The organism is Streptomyces sp. CB00455 (assembly GCF_001905445.1).
GTDB lineage: Bacteria > Actinomycetota > Actinomycetes > Streptomycetales > Streptomycetaceae > Streptomyces.
Genome location: NZ_LIVQ01000006.1, coordinates 111,118 through 137,502 on the forward strand (window position 1 = coordinate 111,118; position 26,385 = coordinate 137,502).

The following is a 26,385-nucleotide window of genomic DNA, read 5'->3' on the forward strand; positions in this document are numbered from 1 at the left end:
CCTCCGGTCGGGGCCCTTTTCCGTTCCCCGCCCCCCTGCCCATGCGCTCCGCGCCACCCCCGGCCGCCAGACCGGGGCCACTTCGGGCACCGGTATCCTGCACGGGTCCACCCCCGAAGCCGAAGGGCACACCCGTGAGCGCCAACCGCCCGGCAGCCGTCGTCGTACTCGCAGCGGGTGAAGGCACCCGCATGAAGTCGGCCACTCCCAAGGTCCTGCACGAGATCTGCGGGCGCTCGCTCGTCGGTCATGTCGTCGCCGCCTCCCGTGAGCTGGACCCCGCACACCTCGTCGTGGTCGTCGGGCACGCGCGGGAGCAGGTCGGCGCGCACCTGGCGGACATCGACCCCGCGGTCCGCACCGCCGTCCAGCACGAGCAGAAGGGCACCGGGCACGCCGTCCGGATGGCCCTGGAGGAGCTGGGGGGCGTCGTCGACGGCACCGTCATCGTCGTCTGCGGCGACACCCCGCTGCTGACCGGCGAGACGCTCCGGCAGCTCGCGCTGACGCACGACGCCGACGGCAATGCCGTCACCGTGCTCACCGCCGAGGTGCCGGACTCCACCGGGTACGGGCGGATCGTCCGTGACGCCGGCGGCGCCGTGACGGCCATCGTCGAACACAAGGACGCCAGCGACTCCCAGCGCGCCATCCGCGAGATCAACTCCGGTGTCTTCGCCTTCGACGGCGCGCTGCTCGCCGACGCGCTCGGCAAGGTGCGCACCGACAACAGCCAGGGCGAGGAGTACCTGACCGACGTGCTCGGCATCCTGCGCGAGGCCGGGCACCGGGTGGGCGCCGCGGTCGGCGCGGACCACCGGCAGATCCTCGGCATCAACAACCGGGTACAGCTGGCCGAGGCGCGGGCGCTGCTCAACGCGCGCCTGCTGGAAGGGGCCATGCTCGCGGGCGTGACGGTCGTCGATCCCGCCAGCACGTTCGTGGACGTGACGGTCACCTTCGGGCAGGACGCCCTGATCCACCCGGGTACGCAGCTCCTCGGCAGCACGCACGTCGCCGAGGGGGCCGAGGTCGGCCCCAACACCCGGTTGAAGGACACCCGGGTGGGCGCGGGCGCCCGCGTGGACAACACGGTCGCGGAGAGCGCGGTCGTGGGTCCCCAGGCCACCGTGGGGCCCTTCGCCTACCTGCGCCCGGGGACGGACCTCGGTGCGAAGGCCAAGGCCGGCACGTACGTGGAGATGAAGAACGCGACGATCGGCGAGGGCACCAAGGTGCCCCACCTGTCCTACGTGGGTGACGCGACGATCGGCGAGTACACCAACATCGGCGCGGCGAGCGTCTTCGTGAACTACGACGGCGAGCACAAGCACCACACGACGGTCGGCTCGCACTGCAAGACGGGCTCGGACAACATGTTTGTGGCGCCCGTCACCATCGGGGACGGCGCCTACACGGCCGCCGGTTCCGTGATCACGAAGGACGTGCCGCCCGGCGCCCTGGCCGTGGCCCGCGGCCAGCAGCGGAATATCGAGGGATGGGTGGCCCGGAAGCGTCCGGGAAGCGCTGCCGCGACGGCGGCCCAGTCGGCGGTCCAGGTGGACTCCGACGGCCGTTGAGGTGAACTGACCGGAAACGGGTGCGCCGGGGACGGCGTACCGTGATAGGTGCACGCAATTCGGCTGGCTCACCGTGTGCGGGACGGACGCGCACGGGGGCGAGCAGCTTTCAACACGTCTGAGGAGACAGTGCTGTGACCGGGATCAAGACGACCGGCGAGAAGAAGCTGATGCTCTTCTCCGGCCGCGCCCACCCCGAGCTGGCCGAGGAGGTCGCGCACCAGCTGGGAGTCGGCCTCGTGCCGACGAAGGCCTTCGACTTCGCGAACGGTGAGATCTACGTCCGCTTCCAGGAGTCGGCGCGCGGCGCGGACTGCTTCCTGATCCAGAGCCACACGGCTCCGATCAACAAGTGGATCATGGAGCAGCTGATCATGATCGACGCGCTGAAGCGCGCGTCGGCACGCTCCATCACCGTGATCATCCCGTCCTACGGGTACGCCCGCCAGGACAAGAAGCACAAGGGCCGCGAGCCGATCTCGGCCCGTCTGGTCGCCGACCTGCTGAAGACCGCGGGTGCCGACCGCATCCTCACGGTCGACCTGCACACGGACCAGATCCAGGGCTTCTTCGACGGCCCGGTGGACCACCTCTCGGCCCTGTCGGTCCTCGCGGACTACGTCGGCGCCAAGGTGGACCGCTCCAAGCTGACGATCGTCTCCCCGGACGCCGGCCGCGTGCGGGTGGCGGACCGCTGGTGCGACCGTCTGGACGCGCCGCTGGCCATCGTCCACAAGCGCCGGGACAAGGACGTCGCCAACCAGGTGACCGTCCACGAGGTGGTCGGTGAGGTCAGGGGCCGCGTGTGCGTCCTGGTCGATGACATGATCGACACCGGTGGCACGATCTGCGCCGCGGCCGACGCGCTGTTCGCGCACGGCGCGGAGGACGTCATCGTGACGGCCACGCACGGCATCCTCTCCGGTCCGGCCGCCGACCGCCTGAAGAACTCCAAGGTGAGCGAGTTCGTCTTCACCAACACCCTGCCGGACCCGTCGGATCTGGAGCTCGACAAGATCACCGTGCTGTCGATCGCCCCGATGGTCGCGCGCGCGGTGCGCGAGGTCTTCGAGGACGGCTCGGTGACCAGCCTCTTCGAGGAGCAGCAGTAGCCGCTCCGCGGTAGATCCTTTTGGTGCGGCCTCTTTCGCCGGGTACACTCCATGAGTTGCTCGGCGAGGGAGGCCGTACCTGTTTTCCGGTACGGATGCTCCGTTATCGACGCGCTCTTCGTAGCAGGCCGTTTCGGCCGGGTGACTGTCGTCCGTCTTTCGTCACCCCACGAGGAGTGAACATGTCCGAGATCAAGCTTGCCGCCGAGTCCCGCACCGACTTCGGCAAGGGCGCTGCCCGTCAGGCCCGTCGTGACGCCCTGACCCCCGCCGTCATCTACGGCCACGGCACGGAGCCGAAGCACGTCAACGTCGACGCCCACGCCCTGCAGCTGGCCCTGCGCACCCCGAACGTCCTGCTCTCCCTGGACATCAAGGGCGGCGGCACCGAGCTGGTCATCCCGAAGGCCGTGCAGAAGCACCCGCTGAAGCGCTCGATCTCCCACGTCGACTTCCTGATCGTCAAGAAGGGCGAGAAGGTCACCGTCGACGTCGCGATCGTCACCGAGGGCGAGCTGGCCGCCGGCGGCAACATGCTGGAGACCCTCCAGAACACCATCTCCGTCGAGGCCGAGGCCACGCACATCCCGACCGAGGTCACCGTCTCCATCGAGGGCCTCGAGGCCGGCGCCACCATCCACGCCAAGGACCTGGTCCTCCCGAAGGGCACCACCCTGGCCGTCGACGGCGACATCGCCGTCATCCAGGTCGTCGCCCCGCAGGCCGAGGAGCCGTCCGCCGAGGGTGCCGAGGGCGACGAGGCCTGAGCCTCCCCCTCACCCCTCAGCAGTTGCTGACCGACCGCCGTCCGGCTCCACTGGAGCGGGACGGCGGTCGTCTTCGTAGCGGAACCTAGGAGCTTTTGATGTCGGACGACGCGGCGCCCTGGCTGATCGTGGGCCTGGGGAACCCGGGACCGGAGTACGCGGGCAACCGCCACAACATCGGTTTCATGGTGGCCGACCTGCTGGCGGACCGGATCCGCGGGAAGTTCAAGGCGCACAAGGCCCGGGCCCAGGTGGTCGAGGGCCGCATCGGTCCGCCGGGGCCGGCCGGGCGCCGCGTGGTGCTGGCCAAGCCGATGACGTACATGAACCTGTCCGGCGGGCCGGTGACGGCGCTGCGCGACTTCTACAAGGTGCCGCTGGAGCGGATCGTGGCGGTCCACGACGAGCTCGACATCGACTACCCGACGCTGCGCCTGAAGCTGGGCGGCGGGGACAACGGCCACAACGGGCTCAAGTCGATGACGAAGTCGATGGGCCCGGACTACCACCGGGTGCGCTGCGGCATCGGCCGGCCGCCGGGCCGGATGCAGGTCGCCGACTTCGTGCTGAAGGACTTCTCCTCGACGGAGCGCAAGGAGCTGGACTGGTTCGTGGACCGGGCCGCCGACTCCGTGGAGTGCCTGGTCACCGAGGGCCTGGAGCGCGCGCAGTCCACGTACAACGCGTGAGCGCCCGCCCGTGAGCACCCGCCCGCGCACGACGAAGCCCCCGCACCGGTGCGGGGGCTTCATCGTGCGCGGGGCCGGTCAGCCGGTGTTGCGCAGGCCCGCGGCGACACCGTTGACGGTGAGCAGCAGGGCGCGGGCGAGCAGCGGGTCCGGCGTCTCGCCCCGGGCGGCGGCGGCGCGCTGGCGGGCCAGCAGGGAGACCTGGAGGTAGGAGATGGGGTCCAGGTAGGCGTCGCGGACGGAGAAGGTCTGCTGGAGGACCGGGTGGGAGTCCAGGAGCTTCTCACCGCCGGTGACGCGCAGGACCTCGCGGACGGTGAGCTCGTGTTCGGCCTCGATGCGGCTGAAGACGTGCTTGAGGTCGTCGGGCACGAGGGTGTCGACGTAGTGGCGGGCGATCCGCAGGTCGGTCTTGGCCAGCGTCATCTCGACGTTGGACAGGAAGTTGCGGAAGAAGTGCCAGCGCTCGCCCATCTCGGCGAGGACGTCGTCCCCGCCGGCCTCGCGCAGGGCCTTGAGGCCCGAGCCGACGCCGTACCAGCCGGGGACGATCTGGCGGGACTGCGTCCAGCCGAAGACCCACGGGATGGCGCGCAGGCCGTCGAGGCCGGCGCCGGAGTCGGGGCGGCGCGAGGGGCGCGAGCCCAGGTGGAGGTCGGCGAGCTGGTCGACGGGGGTGGCGGCGAAGAAGTACGCGGGCAGGTCCGGGTCCTCGACGAGTGCGCGGTACGCGGCGTGCGCGGCGTCGGAGACGGTGTCCATGGCCGCGTCCCAGCGGGCGAGGGCTGCGTCGGACTGTCGGGGGGCGGTGTGCAGGGCGGATGCCTGGAGGGTCGCCGCGACGGTCAGTTCGAGGTTCTCGCGGGCCAGGGAGGGGATGAGGTACTTGTCGGAGATGACCTCGCCCTGCTCGGTGACCTTGATCTCGCCTTCCAGGGTGCCCCAGGGCTGGGCCAGGATCGCGTCGTGGGAGGGGCCGCCGCCGCGGCCGACGGTGCCGCCGCGGCCGTGGAAGAGGCGCAGCCGTACGCCGTAGCGGTGTGCGACGTCGCGCAGGCGGCGCTGGGCGCGGTGGATCTCCCACTGGGAGGTGGTGATGCCGCCGAACTTGCTGGAGTCGGAGTAGCCCAGCATGACTTCCTGGACGTCGCCTCGCAGGGAGACCAGGCGCCGGTAGGAGGGGTCGGCCAGCATCTCGTCGAGGATCACGTCGGCGGCGCGGAGCTCGTCGGTGGTCTCCAGCAGCGGGACGATGCCGATCTTGGCCCAGCCGCCGTGGAGGTCGAGGAGTCCGGCTTCGCGGGCGAGGACGGCGGCCGCGAAGACGTCGTCGGCGCCCTGGCACATCGAGATGATGTAGGACTCGATGACCTCGGGGCCGAACTTCTCGAAGGCGTCCTTGATCGCGAAGAAGACACCGAGGGTCTTTTGACCGGCGGCGTCGAGCGGGGCCGGGGTGGGGGCCAGCGGGCGGCGGGAGCGCAGCTCCTTGGCGAGGAGCTTGCCCCGGTACTCACGCGGCATGTCGGCGTAGCGCCAGGACTCCTCGCCGAGCCGGTCGAAGAGCTGCCCGAGGGCGTGGTGGTGGGCGTCCGCGTGCTCGCGCACGTCCATGGTCGCCAGCTGGAGGCCGAAGGCGGCCAGGGTGCGGATGGTGCGGTCCATGCGGCCGTCGGCGAAGAGCGCGCCGCGGTGTTCGCGCAGGGAGGTCTGGATGAGGGTGAGGTCGGTGAGCAGCTCGGCGGTGCCGAGGTAGTCGCGGCCCTCCTCGTGGGGGGTGCCCTTGGCGAGGCGCTCGCGGGTGTTGACGAGCTTCTGGCGGATGCAGGTGGCCTTGAGGCGGTAGGGCTCCTCGGCGTTCAGCCGCTTGTAGCGCGGGCTGATCTCGGGGAGGCGTTCGAGGTCGGCCTGGAGGGAGGCGAGGAGTTCCTCGGTGGCGCCGGTGTAGCGGATGGAGTTGGACAGCAGGCCGCGCAGGAAGTCGACGAGTTCGAGGGCGTCGCTGATGCCGTGCTCGTGCTGGAGGATCAGGACGTCGCGGGTGACGTCGGGGGTGACGTTGGGGTTGCCGTCGCGGTCGCCGCCGATCCAGGTGCCGAAGGTGAGCGGGCGGGTGCCGGGGGGCAGCTCGACGCCGACGCGCTGGAGCTCGGCGGCGAGGTCCTCCAGGACGTCGCCGACGGCTCCGGCGTGCAGCTCGTCGAGGTAGTAGATGGCGTTTCGGGCCTCGTCGGCGGGTTCGGGGCGGACCACGCGCAGCTCGTCGGTCTGCCAGACGAGGTCGATGTTCTCGGCGAGGCGCAGGTCGTGGCGGCGGCGGTCACCGGCGCCGGTGACGGGCTCCTCCAGCAGGGCGGCGATGCGGCGCAGCTTGTTGAGGACGCTGCGGCGGGCCGCCTCGGTGGGGTGTGCGGTGAAGACGGGGCGGACGTTGAGGTTCCTGACCGTCTCGCGCAGGTGTGCGGGGTCGGCGTCCTTGAGCATGTCGGCGGTGCGGGCGAGGAGCCCGCCTTCGGCGGCGCGGTGGGCGCGCAGCTCCTTGCCGCGGTGGACCTGCTCGGTGACGTTCGCGAGGTGGAAGTAGGTGGAGAAGGCGCGGACCAGCTTGGCCGCGGTCTCCAGGTCGGTGTCGCCGAGCAGCGCGGCGGCGGCCTCGCCGTCGGTGCGGGTGAGGGCGCGGACGCGTTCGACGAGGTCGAGGAGGTCCTGGCCTTCCTGGCGTACGAGGGTTTCCCCGAGGAGGTCGCCGAGGCGGCGGATGTCCGCGCGCAGCTCTGCGTTGGCGGTGGCGGCCGGGGTGAGGGGGGCGGCCGGCTGGGGGGCCAGGGGGACCTGGTCAGCACTGCTCACAGGTGCGGCTCCTTGCAGTGTTTCGAGCGCTACTGGGCGGTGGGCTCCCGGCGGCGCGCGGCGGTGCCTCCCCCAGACTCCGTCTGGGAGGGACCCCCGGCTGGCGCGCAGCTCGGGCTGCCCGGGCGGACCGCGCTGTCCGACGACACCAGGATAGGTGTCCGTTGCGTGTGCCTGGGCAAACGTCTCAGCAGGCGGCTCGGGACCGGCCCCGGGCGGGCGGCTGCGGGCCGCCCGTGTCGTCGCCGTGTCGTTGCCCGTGCCGTTGCCCGTGCCGTCTCTCGTGTCGTTGCCCGTCTCGTCGTCCGCGCCGTCGCCCGTCCGCCCCGGCCGTGCTCCTGTTGCCCCGGCCTCCGGTTTTGCCATACTTACGATGCCGTAGGTTACGGGTCCGTAGGGTCCGTGACCGGGGCATCTGCCGACTCCTCACCCCCAGGGGAACCCCATGACCACCAGTCCCGATCTGACCGAGAAAGCGTCCGCGCGCTCGGACACTCCCGACCCCTCCGCCACCCTCGGCGGCGAGAGCAAGCGGTCCGTCGAGCAGATCGCCCTCCTGCTGTTCATCATCGTTCCCTTCCTGGCGCTGCTGGCGGCGGTGCCGCTGGTGTGGGGCTGGGGGGTGAGCTGGCTGGACCTCGGCCTGATGGTCTTCATGTACTTCCTGGCCTGCCACGGGATCACCATCGGCTTCCACCGCTACTTCACGCACGGCTCCTTCAAGGCGAAGCGGCCCCTGCGGATCGCCCTGGCCGTGATGGGCTCGATGGCGGTGGAGGGCCCGCTGGTGCGCTGGGTGGCGGACCACCGCAAGCACCACAAGTACTCCGACCACGAGGGCGACCCGCATTCGCCGTGGCGCTTCGGCGAGACGCTGCCGGCCCTGATGAAGGGCCTGTGGTGGGCGCACATCGGCTGGCTCTTCGACGAGGAGCAGACCGATCAGCAGAAGTACGCCCCGGACCTGATCAGGGATCCGGCGCTCCGGCGGATCTCGCGCGACTTCATCTACTGGACGATGCTCTCGCTGGCGATCCCGCCGCTGGTGGGCGGTCTGGTGACGATGTCCTGGTGGGGCGCCTTCACCGCGTTCTTCTGGGGGTCCCTGGTGCGCGTGGCGCTGCTGCACCACGTGACGTGGTCGATCAATTCGATCTGCCACGCGGTGGGCAAGCGTCCCTTCAAGTCCCGGGACCGCTCGGGCAACGTGTGGTGGCTGGCGGTGCTCTCCTGCGGGGAGTCCTGGCACAACCTGCACCACGCCGATCCGACCTCGGCCCGGCACGGCGTGCTGCGCGGCCAGGTCGACTCCAGCGCACGGCTGATCCGCTGGTTCGAACAGCTGGGCTGGGCCACGGACGTGCGCTGGCCCTCCGAGGCCCGCCTGGACGCCCGGCGCAGGGAAGACGCCCCGAACCCGGCATGATGGGGGGCGTGGCGATCGACGGCAGTTCCAGCAGCGACAAGCCCAGGCGCGGTCGCCGGGTCCGGATGACGGGCGCGGAGCGCCGTCAGCAACTGCTGGACATCGGGCGGGCCCTCTTCGCGGAGAAGGGCTTCGAGGGCACGTCGGTGGAGGAGATCGCGGCGAAGGCCGGGGTGTCCAAGCCGGTGGTGTACGAGCACTTCGGCGGCAAAGAGGGCCTGTACGCGGTCGTCGTGGACCGGGAGATGCGCCAGCTGCTGGACGGGGTGACGGGCGCCCTGACGGCCGGGCACCCGCGGGAGCTGCTGGAACAGGCGGCCTTCGCGCTGCTGGACTACATCGAGTCCTATACGGATGGTTTCCGGATCCTGGTGCGCGACTCCCCGGTCGCCCAGTCGACGGGCACCTTCGCCTCGCTGATCAGCGACATCGCCACGCAGGTCGAGGACATCCTGGGTCTGGAGTTCAAGGCCCGGGGCTTCGACCCGAAGCTGGCCCCGCTGTACGCGCAGGCGCTGGTGGGAATGGTGGCGCTGACCGGGCAGTGGTGGCTGGACGTGCGCCGCCCGAAGAAGGCGGAGGTCGCCGCGCACCTGGTGAACCTGGCCTGGCACGGGCTGGACGGGCTGGAGTCGAAGCCGCAGCTGGTGGGCCGCCGCAAGAGCTGAGCCCGTCCGCGCGGGTACGGCGGGCGCCCCGCCACCGGGAGATCCGGTGGCGGGGCGCCGCCGTACCCGCGTCAGCACGGCAGGTGTTCCTTGCGGGCCACGGCGAAGATGCGCCGGAAGGGGAAGACGGTGCCGCGCGGCCCGGGCGGGTAGGCCGCGCGGAGCAGGTCGCGGTATTCGGTCAGCAGGGCGTCGATCGCCTCCCGGTCGTCGCCGAGGGCGGTGAGGACGGGCCGCAGGGCGGTGCCCTTGACCCACTCGAACACCGGGTCGGGGCCTTGCAGCAACTGGTGGTAGCCGGTCTCCCAGACGTCCGCGGCGCAGCCCAGCTCGGTGAGGCGGGCGAGATATTCGGCGGGCTCCAGCAGGTGGGTGTAACGGGCCCCGAGGCCGCCGAGCCGATGCCGCCGGCGCGGGGCGTCGCAGAGCTCGGCGAGGAGCGCGTGGCTGGGGGCGCGGACGTTGTCGGGAACCTGGAAGGCGAAGGTTCCGCCGGGGCGCAGGGCGTTGATCCAGGCGGCGAAGGAGCCGGGGTGGCCGGGCACCCACTGCAGGGCCGCGCTGGACACGATGAGGTCGTAGGGCTCGTCGGGCAGCCAGGTGGTGAGGTCCGCGGGCCGGAAGTCGAGGCTGCCGCCGCCGGGGGTGGGGCCCGCGTGGTCCTCGGCCGCGCGCCGGAGCATCTGCGGCGAGAGGTCGAAGCCGGTGATGCGCGCCGCGGGCCAGCGGCGGGCGAGCAGGGCGGTGACGTTGCCGGGGCCACAGCCGAGGTCGGCGATGCGGGCGCGGGCGGTGGGGAGCTCGGGTATGCGGTGCAGGAGGTCCAGGAAGGGGCGCGTGCGGTGGCCGGAGTGCCGCAGGTACTGCTGGGGGTCCCAGACGGGGACGGAGGGGGCGGTGGGCGGGGGGACCGCGGCCTGCGCGGTGTCGGAATGCATGTTCGAGCCTCCCTGCTGGCGGGTCGGTCGGAAGCGGAATCCGTTCCGGCCCGTCCCTGCCCCACACCGGCCGCGTTTATATCTCGACACCAAGATACTTGGCGGCGAGATACATGACGTGAAGAGACTTCATGTCGACAGACCCCGTACACTGATCGGCATGGAGGACGAGGTCGACCGACTGGTAGCGGCATGGCGGCGGGAACGCCCTGACCTCGACGTGGAACCGCTCGAGGTTCTCAGCCGCGTCAGCAGGCTCGCCCGCCACCTCGACCGTGCCCGCAGGCTGGCCTTCTCCGAGCACGGCCTGGAGCCCTGGGAGTTCGACGTCCTGACGTCCCTGCGCCGCGCCGGAGCGCCCTACCAGCTCTCCCCCGGCCAGCTGCTGACCCAGACCCTGGTCACCTCCGGCACCATGACCAACCGCATCGACCGGCTCGCCAAGAAGGGCCTCGTCGAGCGCCTGCCGGACCCCAGCGACCGCCGCGGGGTCCTGGTGCGGCTGACGCCGGAGGGCCGGGACCGCGCCGACCAGGCGCTCGCCGGGCTGCTGGCCCAGGAACGGGCCATCCTCGCCCAGCTCTCGCAGGGCCAGCGCGGTGATCTCGCCGGGCTGCTACGCCAGTTGACCGCTCCGTTCGACAACATCCCCGGCTAGGTCGGCCGGTCGCACGCCGGCCCGCCGGGCCAGCGCCACCGCGGCGAGGGTCGAGTGGACCCCCAGCTTGCCCAGCACGTTCTGCATGTGCGTGCGGACGGTGTGCGGGGACAGGAACAGCCGCGCCGCCACGTCCTTGCGGCCCAGCCCCGCCACCATGCAGCGCAGCACCTCGTGTTCACGGGGGGTGAGGGACTCCACGAGCCGCTCGCTGTCCGTCCGGTGCTTGCGCGCCGCGGTCAGTTCGCGCAGCACCCCGGTGAGCAGCGCGGGCGGCAGGTGGGTCTCCTCGCGCAGGACCCCCCGGATGACGGCGAGCAGCCGCGAGAGCGAGCAGTCCTTCGCCACCCAGCCCGAGGCCCCGGCCTGCAGGGCCTGGGCCGCCCGTCTGGGATCGTCGCGCTCGGCGAGGACCACCGCGCGCACCCCGGGGTGGGTCACCCGCACCCCGGCGACCAGCGCGATGCCGTCCGGGGCGGGCGGCGGCCCGGAGCCGGACCCCGGCTCCCGCTGGGCGGGCACGGTCCCGGCGGCGGCGCCGAGGTCGGCGTCGACCAGCACGACGTCGAAGCGGCGGCCCTCGGCCACCGCGCGTTCGAGGCAGCGCAGCGCGGCGGGGCCGCTGCCGGCCGCGGAGACGTCCACGTCCGGCTCGGCCGCGAGGGCGGCCGCGAGAGATTCGGCGAAGATGCGGTGGTCGTCGACGACGAGGACCCGGATACGAACCACAAAACCCCCAAGGGTCGGGGAACGGACGACGGCGGGTACGGCGCCCGGACCGGGTGATCCTCAGCTGTCCCGGCCGCCGCCGTGACATCTCTGCACTACCCCGGAGCGGACGCCGTACCCGACTTGTCTCGACCCCTGAATCAACACCGGCCCCCACCGGTGTCACGCATCAGCGTAGGGGGCGGCGTGGTCCGCGGTTGGCCGAATAGCAGAAGTTTTCCCCGCGATTTTCCAGCGGGACGCCGGGGAACGGCCTTTGTGGTGGCTTGATTTCGACTGTCCTGAAGGTCCGGATGGCGGCTTCCCGACGGGCGTGTGCCACGGGCAGTTGCACGGTGCGCCTTTCACCCGGCGTGTGCGCGCAGGGCGCCCGCGCGTGGTGCGCCGTCCCCGCGCGTTCCGGGCACGCGCGCGCCCCCGCACCGCAGCCCCCTGATCGGCGGGGGCGGGTGCGGGGGCGCGCGGAGAGGGCCGTGGTCCCGGGCGGGCGATGGTGGTTCAGGAGGCGTGCGTGCGCGCGAAGTTCCACGCGTCCGTGATGATGCCGGTGAGGTCGGGGCGGCTCGGGGTCCAGCCCAGGCGCTCGTGGGCCGTCCGCGCGGAGGCGACGAGCGTCGCCGGATCGCCGGCCCGGCGCGGAGCGAGGACCTCGGGGATCTCGCGCCCGGTCACCTTGCGCACCGTCTCGACGACCTCACGGACCGAGAACCCGCTGCCGTTGCCGAGGTTGCAGATCAGGTGCTCCCCGGCGCTCGCCGCCTCCAGCGCGGCCAGATGGGCCTGCGCCAGGTCCGCGACGTGGATGTAGTCGCGGACGCAGGTGCCGTCCGGGGTGGGGTAGTCATCGCCGAACACCGAGATCGACTCCCGCTCGCCGAGCGCGACCTGGAGGACCAGCGGGATCAGGTGGGTCTCGGGGCTGTGCCGCTCGCCGAACTGCCCGTAGGCGCCCGCCACGTTGAAGTAGCGCAGGGAGACAGCCGCCAGGCCGTGCGCCACGCACTCCCCCGCGATCATGTGGTCGACCGCCAGCTTCGAAGCCCCGTACGGGTTGGTCGGCGCGGTCACCGAGGACTCGGTCAGCGGTCCTTCGGCCGGCTCCCCGTAGGTGGCGGCGGTGGAGGAGAACACCAGCTTGCGCACGCCCGCCCCGCGCATGGCGCCGAGCAGGGCGAGGGTGCCGCCGACGTTGTTCTCCCAGTACTTGCCCGGGTTCACCACGGACTCGCCGACCTGCGAGAACGCCGCGAAGTGCAGCACCGCGTCGTAGGAGGGGTCCAGGTACGAGGCGGCGTCCTGGATGCGGCCCTCGATGAAGCCGGCGCCCTGCGGGACGCCGGCGCGGAAGCCGGTGCTGAGGTCGTCGAGGACGGTGACCTCGTGGCCCGCCTCCAGGAGGTGCGCCGCGACCACGCTGCCGACGTATCCGGCGCCACCGGTTACCAGGTACTTGCTCACTTGCCTACTGCCTCTCGCGGGGGAACGCACGCCGGTGCGTGCGCGTGCTGAGTCCCTGGCTTACCCGATGAGCCGCCCCGTGGGGAAATCGGCGGCCGGGGCACCGCACCGGGACGCCGCCCCGTCAGCCGAGCGTGGCGGAACGCTGCGCGGGCACCGCCCGGTCCAGCAGTCCGGTACGGGCGGCCAGGGCGGCCGCCTCCAGCCGCGAACCCACGCCGAGCTTCATCAGCACCCGCTGCACGTGCGTACGGGCGGTGCTCGGCGCGATGGCCATGCCGGCGGCGATGAGCCGGGTGTCCTCGCCCTCGGCGACGCGGACCAGCACCTCCACCTCGCGCGGGGTGAGCAGGCGCAGCAGCCGGCTGCCCTCGTCATCGGGCTGGGCCGCCGGATTGAGCAGCTCCGCGAAGGCTCCCTGGAGGAGTTGCGGGGCGATCGCCACCTCGCCCGCCCTGGCCTTGGCCAGGGCCCGCTCCACGCCCTCGATGCGTTCGTCGTGGCGTACGTAGCCGGAGGCGCCGGCGGCGAAGGCGGCGGCGATCCCGCGCGGGCTGGGCACCGGGCCCAGCACGACGACGGCGATCTGGGGGCGTTCCCGCTTGATGCGGACGACGGGTTCGAAGACCCCGGGCTCGGCGGGGGTGGCGGTGCCGAGGAGGCAGACCTCGGGGGCGCGGCCGATGACCAGTTCGGCGGCGCCGGCGGCCGGGGCGGCGGCGGCGAGTACCCGGTGACCGCGCAGTTTCAGGGCAGAGGCGAGCGCCTCGGCCAGCAGGCGGTGCTCGTCGACCACCACGACCCGTACGCCCATTGCCGTACCCACCCCCCGACTCTTGTGACCCGGCAAGCTACACGCTTGTTCGACGGTGCGCGGCGGTTACCGTGCGAAAGCCCCCGGAAGGGCGGAGCTTCCGGGGGCGCGCGGTGGTGCGGAGCGGTCAGCTCGCGGTGAAGGACACGAAGAGGTACTCCGGGTCGCCCCGGTCCGAGGACGGCTTGCGGACGTTGGTGCGGGAGATGAAGAGCTTGCCGTTGTGGTAGCGGTACTCGGAGTACTCGGGGGAGAAGGCGGTTTCGACGCGCTGCGTCGCCTTGTCCGCCGGGTTCTCCATGAGGAGGGTCTCCTTCATCGTCTTGCCGTCGATGCTGACGATCTGGCCGCCCTTGTCATACGGGGGCTCCTTGTAGGCGATGATGTTCGACCCGTCCATGCGGAGCGGGAAGATGGTGTAGCGCTCGCCCGCGTCGGCGCGGTCGGTGGTCTGCTTGCCCGTCTCCAGGTCGAAGGAGAGCAGCTCGTTCGTGCGCCCGCCGCCGGAGTCCGCGCCCTGGTGCTCGTACGAGGGCAGGTACAGCTTGCCGTTGCCGACGAGCATGCCCGAGCACTTCTCGACCTCGGTGGCCGCGCACTTGCCGGCGAAGTTGCCGGAGGCGAGCGAGATGCGCGTCTTCAGCTCGCCCTTGGGGTCGACGACGAAGAGGTCGCTGACGCCGGTGGCGTTCTTGGCGGTCTTGCCGACGTCGGCGGCGACGATGAGGGGCTTGGTGGAGACGATCCCGGCGTAGTCGATGCCCGGGGAGAGCTTGTAGGAGGCGGTGGGGGCGCCGGTGGCCGGATCCAGGACCTGCGCGTACAGCGTGTAGTTGGGGCTCTGGCCGCACTTGCGGATCACGGCGAGGGCCTCGCCGCCCGCGTAGCCGGTGTCGCGGCAGCCTTCGCCGTCGACCTTGGGCGTCCACAGGGCCTTGCCGTCGGCGAGGTTCCAGGCGGCGCCGCCGCCGGAGACGCCCGCGGCGGCGACGGTCTGGCCGCTGAGGGTGACCTCGTAGTAGTCCACGGGCCGGTCGCCGCCGTTGGCGCTCTTGGCGTTGCCGGACCAGGCGAGCTTGCCGGTCTCCAGGTCGATGACGCCGACCTCGGAGCAGCGCGGGTACTTGTTCTCGGCGGTGGGCAGGGCGGGCTTGAACAGGACCGCCGTCTTGCCGCCGCTGACGTGCCTGGTCGCGCCGCAGAGCTCGCCCGGGAAGGGCAGCTCCCACTTCTTGCCGCCGTCGACGAGGTTGTAGCCGACGACCTTCGCCACGTCCGTCTTGACGTAGGTGGAGTCGGTGAGCCAGGAACCCATGACACCGACGACCTCGGCCGGCTGCGGGCTCGGCTGGTTGAACAGCACCTTCGACTTGGGGTTGGCGGGCGCCTTCTCGCTGCCCGGGACGCCCTGGGGCTTGTCGCCGCCGGGGCCGGCGCCGGGGGCGCCGTCCGCCGAGGTGTCGCGCTTGTTGCCGCTGCCGCCGTCGCCGGAGACGTACCAGAGGCCACCGCCGACGATGAGCACGATGGCCAGGAGGGCCGCGCCGACGATCATCAGCTGGTTGCGCTTGTCGTTGTTGCCGCCGGCGGCCGGAGGCGGCGGGGCCTGCATCGGCGTGGTCGGCGGCCCGAAGGGCGGCGGGGTCCCGGGCTGCTGCGGGTAGCCGTAGCCGGGTGCCGTCTGCGGGTACCCGTAGGCGGGCTGCGTCGGCGGCTGCTGCGGCGGGGCCGGGGGCGCCGGGGGTACGGGCGGCGGGGCGCCGAACCCGCCCGGCGGGGGGTCCTGCGGCGCTCCGAAGCCGCCGGACGGCGGCTGGCTGGGGGGCGGCGGGGTGCTCATGGTGTGCTACTGCCTCTCGCTGGGCGGCTCGGGGACGACGCGTTCACTTGCCGAAGACCATCAGGAGCTTCTCGTCCGTGCCCTTGGCGGTCAGCCGGGTGGAGGAGAGGAAGAACCGCCCGTCCACGTAGTCGACTTCGGGGGTGCGGAAGGAGCTCTCCACCGGGGCGGCCGGGCCCGAGGGGTGGCGCAGCAGCGCGGTGGGGGCGCCGCCGGCGGCCGGGATCGAGAGGATCTCGCCGCCCTTGTCCTCCTCGGCCTTGCGGTAGACGATCAGCTGCCCGCCGGCGGCCTTGACCGGGGTGAGGGTGCGCTTGTCCCCGGCCGGGGTGCGCCACTTGACCTTGCCGCCCGCCAGGTCGAAGGCGACGATCTCGTTGCCCTGGCCGGCGCCCGGCGAGGTGGGCAGGTAGAGGGTGCCCGCGTCGACGACGGACTTGGAGCAGGTGGAGAGGGACCGGAAGATGCCGGTGTCGCCGCAGCCGGTGGCGAACTTGCCCTCGCCGGTGACGGTGGCGCTCCGCTTGCCGTCGGGGCCGATGACGATGATGGAGCGTTCCTTCGAGGTCTCGTTGCCGAGGTCCACGACGAGCGGGTCCACCGAGTAGATGCTGGTGACCTTGAACCCCTTGGGGGCCCGGAAGGTCCAGGTCTTCTTGCCGGAGACCGGGTCGGTGCCCTGTACCTCGGCGGTCTTGTCTTCGTCCAGGCAGGTGGCGAGGGCGATCATCTTGTTGTTGCCGGTCACGTAGGAGTCGGGCTTGCAGCCCTCGCCGGCCTGGGTGCTGGCGAAGAGCTTGTCCCCGGTGCCGACCTTGAAGGCGCTGGCGGTGCCGCCGCGGCTGATGGCCACGGTGTCGCCGGTGATGGCCACGGTGGGGCTGGTGAAGATGTCGAAGAGCTGCTCCTTGGGCACCTCCTTGGACCAGACCTCCTTGCCGGTCTTGAGGTCGACGACGCGCATCTGGGTGCAGGAGGCGCTGTCCGACTCGCCGTCCCGGTACATGACGACGGTCTTGCCCTCGGCGGTGGTCTGCGGGGTGACGGCACAGATGGCGGCCGGGAAGGGCAGGGTCCACTTCTCCTTGCCGTCGGTGACCGCGTAGCCGGTGAGGGACTTCCACACGCCCTTGACGACGGTGTCGCCGACGACCCACTGGCCCGTGGCCTCGACGCCCATGCCGGGACCGTCGATCCTGGCCGTCTTGAGCCACAGGACCTTGTCCTCGCCCTGCTTGCGGCCGGAGTTGAGGTCGGCCTCCGCGGCGCCGTTGCCGCTGCCGTCGCCCTTGTCGACGGAAGGGGAGCCGGAGGGCTTGGCATCGGCGGGCGGGGAGCCCTGGGCGACGGGCGGCTGGGGGTCCTTGCCGTCGCCGCGGAAGAAGCCCACGTACGCGACGGTGCCGGCGACGAGGACCGCGGCGACCGAGGCGGCGATCAGCAGGGTGGTCTTCTTCTTGCGCGGGGCGCCCGCGGCGCCCGTCGCCATGGTGGGCGCGCCGGGGGGCGGTGGCGGGAAACCGTAGCCGGGACCGGGCTGCTGCTGCACGGTGGGGGGCTGCGGCGGGCCGGACGGCTGCTGGGCGTACGGGTTCTGGCCCTGCTGCGGGTAGCCGTAACCGGGCTGCGGCGGCCCGGGCAGGTGACCGTAACCGGAAGGAGTCGGCGGCTGGTTCGGCGGCTGTGGCGGCTCGGTCATCAGCGCGTACCTTCGGTGTCAGGGGTCGGGGAGGATGACCTTTCTATCACTGACACCGTCCTTACGCCGGGCCGGTCCGCCCCCTGTTCCCAAGGGCGGACCGGCCCGTGATGCCGTCGTTATCCGGCCAGTTGCCCGCGCGGGGGCCCGGCGGCTACGCGTCCTCGGCCAGCTCCAGCCAGCGCATCTCCAAGTCGTCCCGCGCGGCGAGCAGTTCCCTCAGCTCGCCGTCGAGCTTGGCCACCTTGTCGTAGTCGGTGGAGTTCTCGGCGATCTGCCGGTGCAGGCTGCCCTCGCGGTCGGACAGCTTGTTCAGCTGCCGCTCGATCTTCTGGAGCTCCTTCTTCGCGGCGCGCGAGTCCCCCGAGGCGGTGGACTTCGCGGCGGCGGCGGCCGGGGCGGGCGCCGGGGCTGCCGCCTCGATCATCCGCTGCCGGCGCTCCAGGTACTCGTCCAGGCCGCGCGGCAGCATGCGCAGGCTCGCGTCGCCGAGCAGCGCCATCACGGTGTCGGTGGTGCGCTCGATGAAGAACCGGTCGTGGGAGATCACGATCATCGAGCCGGGCCAGCCGTCGAGGAGGTCCTCCAGCTGCGTCAGGGTCTCGATGTCGAGGTCGTTGGTGGGCTCGTCGAGGAAGAGGACGTTGGGCTCGTCCATCAGCAGGCGCAGGATCTGCAGCCGCCGGCGCTCGCCACCGGAGAGGTCGCCGACGGGCGTCCACTGCTTCTCCTTGGTGAAGCCGAACTGCTCGCACAGCTGGCCCGCCGTCATCTCGCGGCCCTTGCCGAGGTCGACGCGGTCGCGGACGCGCTGGACGGCCTCCAGGACGCGCAGCGACGGGTCGAGTTCGCCGACCTCCTGGGAGAGGTAGGCCAGCTTCACGGTCCTGCCGACGCTGACCTTGCCGGCGGCGGGCTGGGCCTCGCCCTGGGTGCGGGCGGCCTCGGCGAGGGCGCGCAGCAGGGAGGTCTTGCCGGCGCCGTTGACACCGACGAGGCCGATGCGGTCGCCGGGGCCCAGGTGCCAGGTGAGGTGCTTGAGGAGGGTCTTCGGGCCGGCCTGGACGGTGACGTCCTCCAGCTCGAAGACGGTCTTGCCGAGGCGGGCGTTGGCGAAGCGCATCAGCTCGGAGCGGTCGCGCGGCGGCGGCACGTCGGCGATCAGCTCGTTGGCCGCCTCGATGCGGTAGCGGGGCTTGGAGGTGCGGGCGGGGGCGCCGCGGCGCAGCCACGCCAGCTCCTTGCGCATCAGGTTCTGCCGCTTGGACTCCTCGGTGGCGGCGATGCGCTCGCGCTCGGCGCGGGCGAAGACGTAGTCGCTGTAGCCGCCCTCGTACTCGTGCACGTCGCCGCGCTGCACGTCCCACATGCGGGTGCAGACCTGGTCGAGGAACCAGCGGTCGTGGGTGACGCAGACGAGGGCGGAGCGGCGCTCCTGGAGGTGCTTGGCGAGCCAGGCGATGCCTTCGACGTCGAGGTGGTTGGTGGGCTCGTCGAGGACGAGGAGGTCCTGGTCGGCGATGAGCAGCTTGGCGAGGGCGATGCGGCGGCGCTCGCCGCCGGAGAGCGGGCCGATGACGGTGTCGAGGCCCTGCTCGAAGCCGGGGAGGCCGAGTCCGCCGAAGAGGCCGGTGAGGACGTCGCGGATCTTGGCGTTGCCGGCCCATTCGTGGTCGGCCATGTCCCGGATGATCTCGTGGCGGACCGTGGCCGCGGGATCGAGGGAGTCGTGCTGGGTGAGGACGCCCATGCGCAGGCCGCTGTTCTGGGTGACCCGGCCGGTGTCGGGCTCCTCCAGTTTGGCGAGCATGCGGATGAGGGTGGTCTTTCCGTCGCCGTTGCGGCCGACCACGCCGATCCGGTCTCCCTCGGACACGCCGAGGGAGATGCCGTCGAGCAGAGTACGTGTGCCGTACACCTTGCTGACTGCCTCGACATTGACCAGATTGACGGCCATCAGACGCGCTCCAGGGAAGGGGTGTGGATCAGCCCCTCAGCCTAACCCTCCGGGCCGGGCCGGAACGTTCCACCAGCAGGGCGCCCGCGACGGCCATGCCGATCGCGGCCGGTGCGGTGACGGGGAAGGCGATCAGGGTGGCGCTGTGGCCGTCGAGGAGCCCGCCGAGCCCGGTCGTGGACAGCCCGAGGACACCCAGCAGGCACAGGACGGTCCCGGCGGCGGCGAGGGGGCCGTTCCCGGGGGCGGCGCCGGGGCCGGCGGGCCGGCCCGGGGCCTCGAAGCGGCGGAAGACGCCGACGAGCAGCGCGGTCAGGGCGGTGGCGAGCAGGATCCGCACCGGGACCTGCGCCCACCAGGCGGCGGTGGCGGGGGCCGGGAGGTCCGGGCCGAGCGCGAGCTGGAGCCCGTACACGCCGAGCATGGCGGTCAGGTGCCAGAGGAAGGCGGTCATGGCGACCCCGTTGGCCGCGACGACGCCGCGCCAGACGCGGGGGCGGGCGAGCCAGGCGGTGGCGGGGCGGGCCAGGAGCTGGACGGCGCCGACCAGCCACATGCCGTGGCAGAGCAGGGCGAGGGTGGGCGGCGCCATGTTCGACACCTTCTCGCCCGGCATCCCGACCATGGACAGCGGATAGGGACCGACGGCGACCAGCAGCAGCGCCGAGGCCAGGCCGGCGCCGGCGAGGGCGAGGGCGGCCGGACGGCGGATCCGGCCGTCGGCGCGCAGGAAGCCCAGCTGGTGGACGGCGAGCCAGACGAAGGCGAAGTTCAGGAACTGGGCGTAGGGGACCGCGAGCGCGAAGCGCAGGACGTCGACCAGGGCGGCGGCGCCCGCGAGCCCGGCGAAGGCCGCCCAGCCGTAGCGCTCGTGCAGCTTCAGCAGCGGCGGGGTGAGGAGGACCATCGCGAGGTAGATCCCGATGAACCAGAGCGGCTGCGTGACCAGCCGGAGCGCGGCCGCGGTCAGTCCGCCCGCGCCGCGGCCGGCGAGCTGGACGGCGAGCGCGGCGGCGGCCCACAGGAGGACGAAGACGAGGGTGGGCCGCAGCAGGCGCCGCAGCCGGGCCCGGAGGAAGGCTGCGTGGACGGGGCCGTCGCAGCGGCGGGCGAGGGACCGGTAGGACAGGGCGTGGGAGAACCCGCCGACGAAGAAGAAGACGGGCATGATCTGGAACACCCAGGTGAGCCACTGGAGCCCGGGCACGAGGGCGAGCAGGTTGCCCATGCCGTCGCGGCTGACGGCGGCCATCAGCCAGTGCCCGGCGATGACGGTGCCGAGGGAGGCGACCCGCAGCAGGTCGACGTACCGGTCCCGCGTGGCGGGGGTGGCGGCGGCCAGGGCGCCGGCGGTGACTGTCATGGCCCCACGGTCGCCGCGTTGGCCCTCTCCTGACAGGGCCCGGATACTCATCCGCGCCTGAGTACCGCCCCCACGGCCGGGGAGGGGCCCCGGCGGCGGGGACCCCACGCGGAACGGCCGGCCGCGGCGCCCGCGATCCGCCCCTCCCCAACCGGCTCCCGGACCGCTCGGGCCGGCGCGGCCGGCCGGCCCGGGGAAGGACCCGCGACGGGGCGCGCTACCGCTGTCGAACCGTGGCCCCCGGGGCCGGGGACGATGCCGTGCGGGTGGTGCGGCACGTGCCGGAGGCTTCGAGGGCGGCCGCCACCTTCCCGGCGGCCTCCTGGTCCCGGACGAGGAACGCCGTGGTCGGTCCGGAGCCGGACACCAGCGCGGCGAGCGCCCCGGCTTCGGTGCCCGCGGCCAGCGTCGCGGCCAGCTGCGGCCGCAGCGACAGCGCCGCCGCCTGGAGGTCGTTCGCCAGGAGGGGCGCCAGCGCCTGCGGGTCCCCCGAGGCCAGGGCCGTGAGCAGGGCCGGCGGGGCCACGGGGGGCGGGACCGGCGTACCGGCGGTGAGGCGGTCGAACTCGCGGAAGACCGCCGGAGTGGACAGTCCCCCGTCGGCCACCGCGAACACCCAGTGGAAGGCGCCGGCCTCCACCGGGGTCAGCAGCTCGCCGCGGCCGGTGCCGAGCGCGGCGCCGCCGACCAGGCTGAAGGGGACGTCGCTGCCCAGTACCGCGCAGATGTCGAGGAGTTCGGCGCGCGGGGTGTCCAGGCCCCACAGGGCGTCACAGGCCAGCAGGGCGGCCGCCCCGTCCGCGCTGCCGCCCGCCATGCCGCCCGCGACCGGGATGCGCTTCGCGATGTGGAGGTGGACGGCGGGCTCGATGCCGGCCCGCCGCGCCAGGATCTCGGCGGCGCGCGCCGCCAGGTTGGTGCGGTCCAGGGGGACCTGGTCGGCATCCGGCCCCGCGCAGGTCACGGTCAGCCCGTCGGCGGGGCTCGCGGTGACCTCGTCGAACAGGGAGACGGCGAGGAAGACATTGGCCAGGTCGTGGAAGCCGTCGGGCCGCGCCGCGCCCACTGCCAGCCGGACGTTGACCTTCGCGGGGACCCGTACGGTCACCGGCGTGCGGGGGACGCTCACAGGGCGGGCCTCTGCGTCGCGGGCTTGTGCTCGGCGATCGCGGCGAACTCCTCGACGGTGAGCGACTCGCCGCGCGCCTGCGGCGAGACGCCCGCGGCGACCAGCGCCGCCTCGGCTCCCGCCGCCGAGCCGGCCCAGCCGGCCAGCGCGGCACGCAGCGTCTTGCGGCGCTGCGCGAAGGCGGCGTCCACGACGGCGAAGACCTCGGCCTTCGAGGCGGTCGTCTTGACGGGCTCGGCGCGCCGCACCAGCGAGACGAGGCCGGAGTCGACGTTCGGGGCGGGCCAGAAGACCTTGCGGCCGATCGAGCCGGCCCGCTTGACGTGCGCGTACCAGTTGGCCTTGACCGAGGGGACCCCGTACACCTTGTTGCCGGGCTCGGCGGCGAGCCGGTCGGCGACCTCGGCCTGGACCATCACCAGGGTCCGCTCGATGGTCGGGAAGCGGTCGAGCATGGTCAAGAGGACGGGCACGGCCACGTTGTACGGAAGGTTGGCGACGAGCGCGGTCGGGGCCGGTCCGGGCAGCTCGGTCACCAGCATCGCGTCGGAGTGCACCAGCGCGAAGCGGTCCTTGCGGCCGGGCATCCGCGCCTCGATGGTGGCGGGGAGCGCCGCCGCCAGGATGTCGTCGATCTCGACGGCGGTGACCCGGTCCGCGGCCTCCAGCAGCGCGAGCGTCAGCGAGCCCAGTCCGGGACCGACCTCGACGACGACGTCGTCCGGGCGCACCTCGGCGGTCCGCACGATCCGGCGCACGGTGTTGGCGTCGATGACGAAGTTCTGCCCCTTCTGCTTCGTGGGGCGCACGCCGAGGGCGGCTGCCAGTTCTCGGATGTCGGCCGGTCCGAGGAGGGCGTCAGAAGGGGTTTCGTTGGGCTGCTGCTCTGCGGTGCTCACCGGTAAAGCGTACGGCCGCAGTGCGGCCACGGGGCCGCCCCCCTTTGGACGTAGAGCTTCTTGGCCCGGTACGTCTGCTCCGCGGCCGGCGCGTCCTGGGGGCGGCCGCTGCCGCCCAGGGCCTGCCAGGTGCGGACGTCGAACTGGTAGAGGCCGCCGTAGGTGCCCGAGGCGTCGGTGGCCGTGGGGCGGCCGCCGGACTCGCAGCGGGCCAGGGACGCCCAGTCGAGGCCGTCGGCGCCGGCGACGGAGGGCGGCAGCGGCTTCGTGCCGACCCTGACGAGCTGGGTGACGGGCTCGCGAACGGTCTCCTCCGCGATGCGGCGGGGCTTTTGGCGGACTCCGTTGACGGTGCGCAGGCTGTAGGTGACCCGGCGCGCCCCGGGCGTCCCGGCGCGTTCGACGACCTCGGTGCCGGCGAAGAGGGTGTCGTCCGGGACCCGTTCCGTCCCGTACGGGAGGCGCTCCTCGCGGACCTCGCGCGTGCCGGTGATGCGCAGCACGGTGACGGTCAGGCCGTCGCGCGGGAAGGCCGTGGGGGGCACGGAGGTGGTGTCCTGGCCGCGGAGGGTGATGCCGGACTGGTCCAGGGCCTCCTGGACGGTGGCGGCGTTGGTGCGGATGGTGCGTTCGCGGCCGTCGGCCATGAAGGTGACGGTGCGCTCGGTGCGGACGCTGAGGGCGAGGCCGGCGCGGGGGACGGGGGCGGTGCGCGGGGCGGAGAGGTAGGCGCCCTCGGCGCGGATGCCGAACTGGCGCAGTGCGCCCTCGACGGTGTCGGCCGTGGTCCACACCTGGCGCTGCTGTCCGTCGAGGGTCAGGCGCAGGGGGCGGCCGTAGCGGACGACGACCTGCTCCCCGTCGTCCAGGGGTTCGCCGGGGGCGGGGGCGACCAGGTCGTGGGGGCCGACGTCGACGCCCTCGGCGACGAGCAGTTCGTCGATGTCGCCGGCGAAGGTGTGCAGGTCCCTCGGGACGCCGTCCACGGTGAGGCGAACCGATTTGTCGGCGGCGACGAAGGCGGTGGTGCCGCCCGCGAGGAAGGCGACGACGAGCGCCTGGGGCACGATCCGCCGCCAGGTCCCTCCCGGGGCGGGGGGTGCGGTGGGTGGGGCGGCGCTCCGTGCGGCCCCTCCGGCGGCGGCCGCGCGGCGGTGGGCGCGGCCGCCGGGGGCGAGGGCGGGTTCGGTGGCGGTGGCGGCCCCGGCGCCGCCCCGGCGGCGACCGGGCCCCGCGGGCGGGGGGACGGCAGCAGATCCCGCGGCGGGCCCCCCGGCCGGTTCGCCCGGCCGGGGTCCGCCCCGGCGTCGGCCGGTGCCGGGAGCGAGGGGCAGCTCCGCAGCGGGAGCGGTGGCGGCGGCGGCCCCGGCTCCGCTCCGGCGGCGACCGGGCCCCGCGGGCGGGGGGACGGCAGCAGATCCCGCGGCGGGCCCCCCGGCCGGTTCGCCCGGCCGGGGTCCGCCCCGGCGTCGGCCGGTGCCGGGGGCGACGGCGGTGAGGGTGTCCGCGGTGGCGAGGGCCCCGGCGTCGGCCGCGGCGCCCCGGCGCCGGCCCGGTCCCCCGGATGCGGACGGGCCCGGCTCTCCGGCGTGGACCGGAGCGGGGAGCCGACCGCCGGCCCCGTCCCCGCCGCGCCGGCGACCGGTGCCCGGCGCGCTCGCGGCGACGACCGTCGTGATCTCCCCGCCGCGCGCCCGCCGGCGCGAGGCCCGCGGAGCCGCTACCCCGCTCCCGGGCTCCCCCGGGGCTCCGGCGTACGCGGCTTCGGACTCCGCCCAGCCCCGGGCGGGACCGGCGCAGTCCGGTGGGGTCGGAGTCGGGGGCGCCGCGCCGGAGTCAGGCGCCTGCGCGGACCGGTCCCGACCGCCGGGATCCCCCGGCGCCGCCGACCAGGCACGAGGTTCGGAATCCTCCGGCGCCGCCGACCAGGCCCGCGGTTCGGGGTACGGCATCGGGGTCCAGGTCGTGGCGTTCGGGTCCGGCGATGCCGGGGGCCGGGGTCCGTCGGGGTGCGGCGGCGGGGTCCAGGTCCCGGCCGCCGGGTCCGGCAGCCGGGCGGGACGGGGGAACGGGGTGGGGGGCGGGGGGGCCGGGGGCCACGGGGCCGGGGGCCAGGCCGGGACGGTGTGGGCCTCGTACGACCCCGGGACGGGACCGCCATGGCGGTGACTGCCCTGCGTATCGCTCACGACGCTCGCTCCACTGGTGGTCCGGCACCCGCTGGTTCGGGCACGGCACCCTAGCGGAGGAGTCGTCACACACCAAAGCCGGACGACTACGCAGCGTGCCGTCCGGCCCGGATCTCAGTAGTCGAAGGCGCGAGCCGTGTTCGCGGCCAGCGCGGTGGCCATGGCGTCCTCGTCGATGCCACGGACCGCCGCCATCGCCCGCACCGTCAGCGGAACGAGGTACGGCGCGTTGGGCCGTCCGCGGTAGGGCGCCGGCGTCAGGTACGGGGCGTCCGTCTCGACGAGCACCAGCTCCAGCGGGGCAACGGCCAGCGCCTCGCGCAGCGCGGCCGCGTTCTTGAAGGTGACCGTGCCGGCGAAGGACATGTAGTAGCCGGCGGCGGCGCACTCCCGCGCCATCGCGGCGTCCCCGGAGTAGCAGTGGAAGACGGTCCGCTCGGGGGCGCCCTCCTCGCGCAGGACGCGCAGGACGTCCGCGTGGGCGTCGCGGTCGTGGATGACCAGCGCCTTGCCCTGCCGCTTGGCGATCTCGATGTGTGCGCGGAAGGAGCGCTCCTGCGCGGCCGCGCCCTCCGGCCCGGTGCGGAAGTAGTCCAGCCCGGTCTCGCCGACGGCCTTGACGTGCGCCAGCGACGCCAGCGCCTCGATCTCGGCCAGCGCGTCGTCCAGGGCCGCCTGGCCGCCGCCGGCCCGCGCGCCCTGGCGGGACCAGCCGTCGGGGTCCCCGTGGACGATCCGGGGGGCCTCGTTCGGGTGCAGGGCCACGGCCGCGTGGACATTGGCGTAGGCGGCTGCCGTCTCGGCGGCCCACCGGGAGCCCTTCACGTCGCAGCCCACCTGGACGACCGTGGTGACGCCCACCGAGGCGGCCTTCGCCAGGCCCTCCTCGACGGTGCCGGACTGCATGTCGAGGTGGGTGTGCGAGTCCGCCACCGCCACCCGCAGGGGTTCGGGCAGCGGCGGCGGCGCGTCCTTGGCCGCCTGTGTGTCAGCGCGAGTCATACGGCCGATCTTATGACCGGCGCAGGCGTCCCAGCAGACGGGAGAGCACGCCCCGGTGCTCCTCGGCGCCGGCGACCGCGTCGCCGACGGCGACGGGCCCGGGGGCGGCGTGCGCCCGGGAGGGCGACCTGCGCGGCTTCGGGGTGCGGGGCACGTCCGCGCCGGCGGGGACGGGCCCGGCGATCCCGGGGGCGACGGGGTGGTGGTAGAGCTGGTCGAGCATGCCGAGCACCGAGGAGACCTGTCCGGCCCGCATGATGCGCACGACGTGGCCGTCGCAGTTCAGGCAGGTGGGGTTGGACAGCGGTGAGGGCACACGCTCCCGGTTCGCCGTGTAGACGATGAACGGCTGGCCCTTGCCGTCGACGCGGTGCTCTATCTCGTACGCCTGCTCCCAGCCGTACCCGCACTTCATGCACGCGAAGGAGTACGCCTCGTGCACGGTGTGCACGGGGGGTGTGGACAGAGCGGTGGGTACGGCGGCGGGTACGGGTACCGGGGTTTCAGCGATCTCACTCATGCCAGCTCCTCTTGTTCCACTGGTGCCATTGCCAGTGGACGCCTCTTCGGGCGGGAGCGCATCAGGCCCTGTCCAGTGTTGGACCGTCTTTGGGCCAC

Annotated in this window: 21 protein-coding genes; 7 read left to right on the plus strand and 14 right to left on the minus strand. The window is 73.1% G+C overall.

Going from position 1 to position 26,385, the window contains the following annotated elements; genetic code table 11:
- Positions 1 to 134: 134 nt before the first annotated feature.
- From glmU to pth, 4 genes are all read left to right on the plus strand, one after another.
- Complete coding sequence (gene glmU / locus AMK16_RS23995) at positions 135 to 1,580, plus strand: bifunctional UDP-N-acetylglucosamine diphosphorylase/glucosamine-1-phosphate N-acetyltransferase GlmU (RefSeq protein WP_073919145.1); 1,446 nt, start codon at positions 135 to 137, stop codon at positions 1,578 to 1,580.
- 134 nt (positions 1,581 to 1,714) lie between these two features.
- Complete coding sequence (locus AMK16_RS24000) at positions 1,715 to 2,692, plus strand: ribose-phosphate diphosphokinase (protein ID WP_073919148.1); 978 nt, start codon at positions 1,715 to 1,717, stop codon at positions 2,690 to 2,692.
- A gap of 182 nt (positions 2,693 to 2,874) precedes the next feature.
- On the plus strand, positions 2,875 to 3,459 hold the full coding sequence (locus AMK16_RS24005; protein ID WP_073919151.1) for a 50S ribosomal protein L25/general stress protein Ctc: 585 nt from the start codon (positions 2,875 to 2,877) through the stop codon (positions 3,457 to 3,459).
- 98 nt (positions 3,460 to 3,557) lie between these two features.
- The gene (gene pth, locus AMK16_RS24010) at positions 3,558 to 4,148 is read left to right on the plus strand and encodes an aminoacyl-tRNA hydrolase (RefSeq protein WP_073919154.1); all 591 of its coding nucleotides are present in this window, start codon (positions 3,558 to 3,560) and stop codon (positions 4,146 to 4,148) included.
- 78 nt (positions 4,149 to 4,226) lie between these two features.
- On the opposite strand, the gene ppc is transcribed toward pth, so the two are convergent.
- The gene (gene ppc / locus AMK16_RS24015) at positions 4,227 to 6,974 is read right to left on the minus strand and encodes a phosphoenolpyruvate carboxylase (RefSeq protein WP_073919629.1); all 2,748 of its coding nucleotides are present in this window, start codon (positions 6,972 to 6,974) and stop codon (positions 4,227 to 4,229) included.
- Positions 6,975 to 7,443: 469 nt separating this feature from the next.
- On the opposite strand from ppc, the gene AMK16_RS24020 reads away from it, so the two are divergent.
- Positions 7,444 to 8,424 (plus strand): acyl-CoA desaturase, encoded by a 981-nt coding sequence (locus AMK16_RS24020; protein WP_073919156.1) that lies wholly within the window; start codon positions 7,444 to 7,446, stop codon positions 8,422 to 8,424.
- Entirely contained in the window at positions 8,424 to 9,092 is a 669-nt protein-coding gene (locus AMK16_RS24025; protein WP_242438891.1) for a TetR/AcrR family transcriptional regulator, read from the plus strand. The genes AMK16_RS24020 and AMK16_RS24025 overlap by 1 nt, the downstream gene beginning before the upstream one ends.
- A 71-nt stretch (positions 9,093 to 9,163) precedes the next feature.
- Here AMK16_RS24025 and AMK16_RS24030 read toward each other — a convergent pair whose 3' ends face one another.
- Complete coding sequence (locus AMK16_RS24030) at positions 9,164 to 10,030, minus strand: trans-aconitate 2-methyltransferase (protein ID WP_073919160.1); 867 nt, start codon at positions 10,028 to 10,030, stop codon at positions 9,164 to 9,166.
- A 160-nt stretch (positions 10,031 to 10,190) separates the two neighbouring features.
- Here AMK16_RS24030 and AMK16_RS24035 point away from each other — a divergent pair, with 160 nt between their 5' ends.
- The gene (locus AMK16_RS24035; RefSeq protein WP_073919162.1) at positions 10,191 to 10,688 is read left to right on the plus strand and encodes a MarR family winged helix-turn-helix transcriptional regulator; all 498 of its coding nucleotides are present in this window, start codon (positions 10,191 to 10,193) and stop codon (positions 10,686 to 10,688) included.
- Here the strand turns inward: AMK16_RS24035 and AMK16_RS24040 are convergent.
- From AMK16_RS24040 to AMK16_RS24095, 12 genes are all read right to left on the minus strand, one after another.
- Complete coding sequence (locus AMK16_RS24040; protein ID WP_073919164.1) at positions 10,647 to 11,417, minus strand: LuxR C-terminal-related transcriptional regulator; 771 nt, start codon at positions 11,415 to 11,417, stop codon at positions 10,647 to 10,649. The genes AMK16_RS24035 and AMK16_RS24040 overlap by 42 nt on opposite strands.
- Positions 11,418 to 11,915: 498 nt before the next feature.
- On the minus strand, positions 11,916 to 12,875 hold the full coding sequence (galE, locus tag AMK16_RS24045; RefSeq protein WP_073919168.1) for a UDP-glucose 4-epimerase GalE: 960 nt from the start codon (positions 12,873 to 12,875) through the stop codon (positions 11,916 to 11,918).
- 124 nt (positions 12,876 to 12,999) lie between these two features.
- Entirely contained in the window at positions 13,000 to 13,689 is a 690-nt protein-coding gene (locus tag AMK16_RS24050) for a response regulator transcription factor (RefSeq protein WP_073919171.1), read from the minus strand.
- Between the two features lie 127 nt (positions 13,690 to 13,816).
- Positions 13,817 to 15,529: an outer membrane protein assembly factor BamB family protein gene (locus AMK16_RS24055; protein WP_073919173.1), complete on the minus strand. Its 1,713-nt coding sequence runs from the start codon at positions 15,527 to 15,529 to the stop codon at positions 13,817 to 13,819.
- A gap of 43 nt (positions 15,530 to 15,572) precedes the next feature.
- Entirely contained in the window at positions 15,573 to 17,228 is a 1,656-nt protein-coding gene (locus AMK16_RS24060) for an outer membrane protein assembly factor BamB family protein (protein WP_073919176.1), read from the minus strand.
- 154 nt (positions 17,229 to 17,382) lie between these two features.
- Entirely contained in the window at positions 17,383 to 19,185 is a 1,803-nt protein-coding gene (locus AMK16_RS24065; RefSeq protein WP_073919179.1) for an ABC-F family ATP-binding cassette domain-containing protein, read from the minus strand.
- A 28-nt stretch (positions 19,186 to 19,213) separates the two neighbouring features.
- The gene (locus AMK16_RS24070; protein WP_073919182.1) at positions 19,214 to 20,548 is read right to left on the minus strand and encodes an acyltransferase family protein; all 1,335 of its coding nucleotides are present in this window, start codon (positions 20,546 to 20,548) and stop codon (positions 19,214 to 19,216) included.
- 217 nt (positions 20,549 to 20,765) lie between these two features.
- Complete coding sequence (locus tag AMK16_RS24075) at positions 20,766 to 21,677, minus strand: 4-(cytidine 5'-diphospho)-2-C-methyl-D-erythritol kinase (protein ID WP_073919185.1); 912 nt, start codon at positions 21,675 to 21,677, stop codon at positions 20,766 to 20,768.
- Positions 21,674 to 22,576 carry a 16S rRNA (adenine(1518)-N(6)/adenine(1519)-N(6))-dimethyltransferase RsmA gene (gene rsmA / locus AMK16_RS24080; protein WP_073919630.1) on the minus strand — a complete coding sequence of 301 codons (903 nt, stop codon included), beginning with the start codon at positions 22,574 to 22,576 and terminating at the stop codon, positions 21,674 to 21,676. Before rsmA ends, AMK16_RS24075 begins: the two co-directional genes overlap by 4 nt.
- A complete protein-coding gene (locus AMK16_RS34360; protein ID WP_242438892.1) occupies positions 22,573 to 23,910 on the minus strand; it encodes a resuscitation-promoting factor in 1,338 nt (445 codons plus the stop codon). Before AMK16_RS34360 ends, rsmA begins: the two co-directional genes overlap by 4 nt.
- A 969-nt stretch (positions 23,911 to 24,879) precedes the next feature.
- Positions 24,880 to 25,767: a TatD family hydrolase gene (locus tag AMK16_RS24090; RefSeq protein ID WP_073919188.1), complete on the minus strand. Its 888-nt coding sequence runs from the start codon at positions 25,765 to 25,767 to the stop codon at positions 24,880 to 24,882.
- 10 nt (positions 25,768 to 25,777) lie between these two features.
- Positions 25,778 to 26,287 (minus strand): hypothetical protein, encoded by a 510-nt coding sequence (locus tag AMK16_RS24095; protein ID WP_107417229.1) that lies wholly within the window; start codon positions 26,285 to 26,287, stop codon positions 25,778 to 25,780.
- Between the last annotated feature and the right edge of the window lie 98 nt (positions 26,288 to 26,385).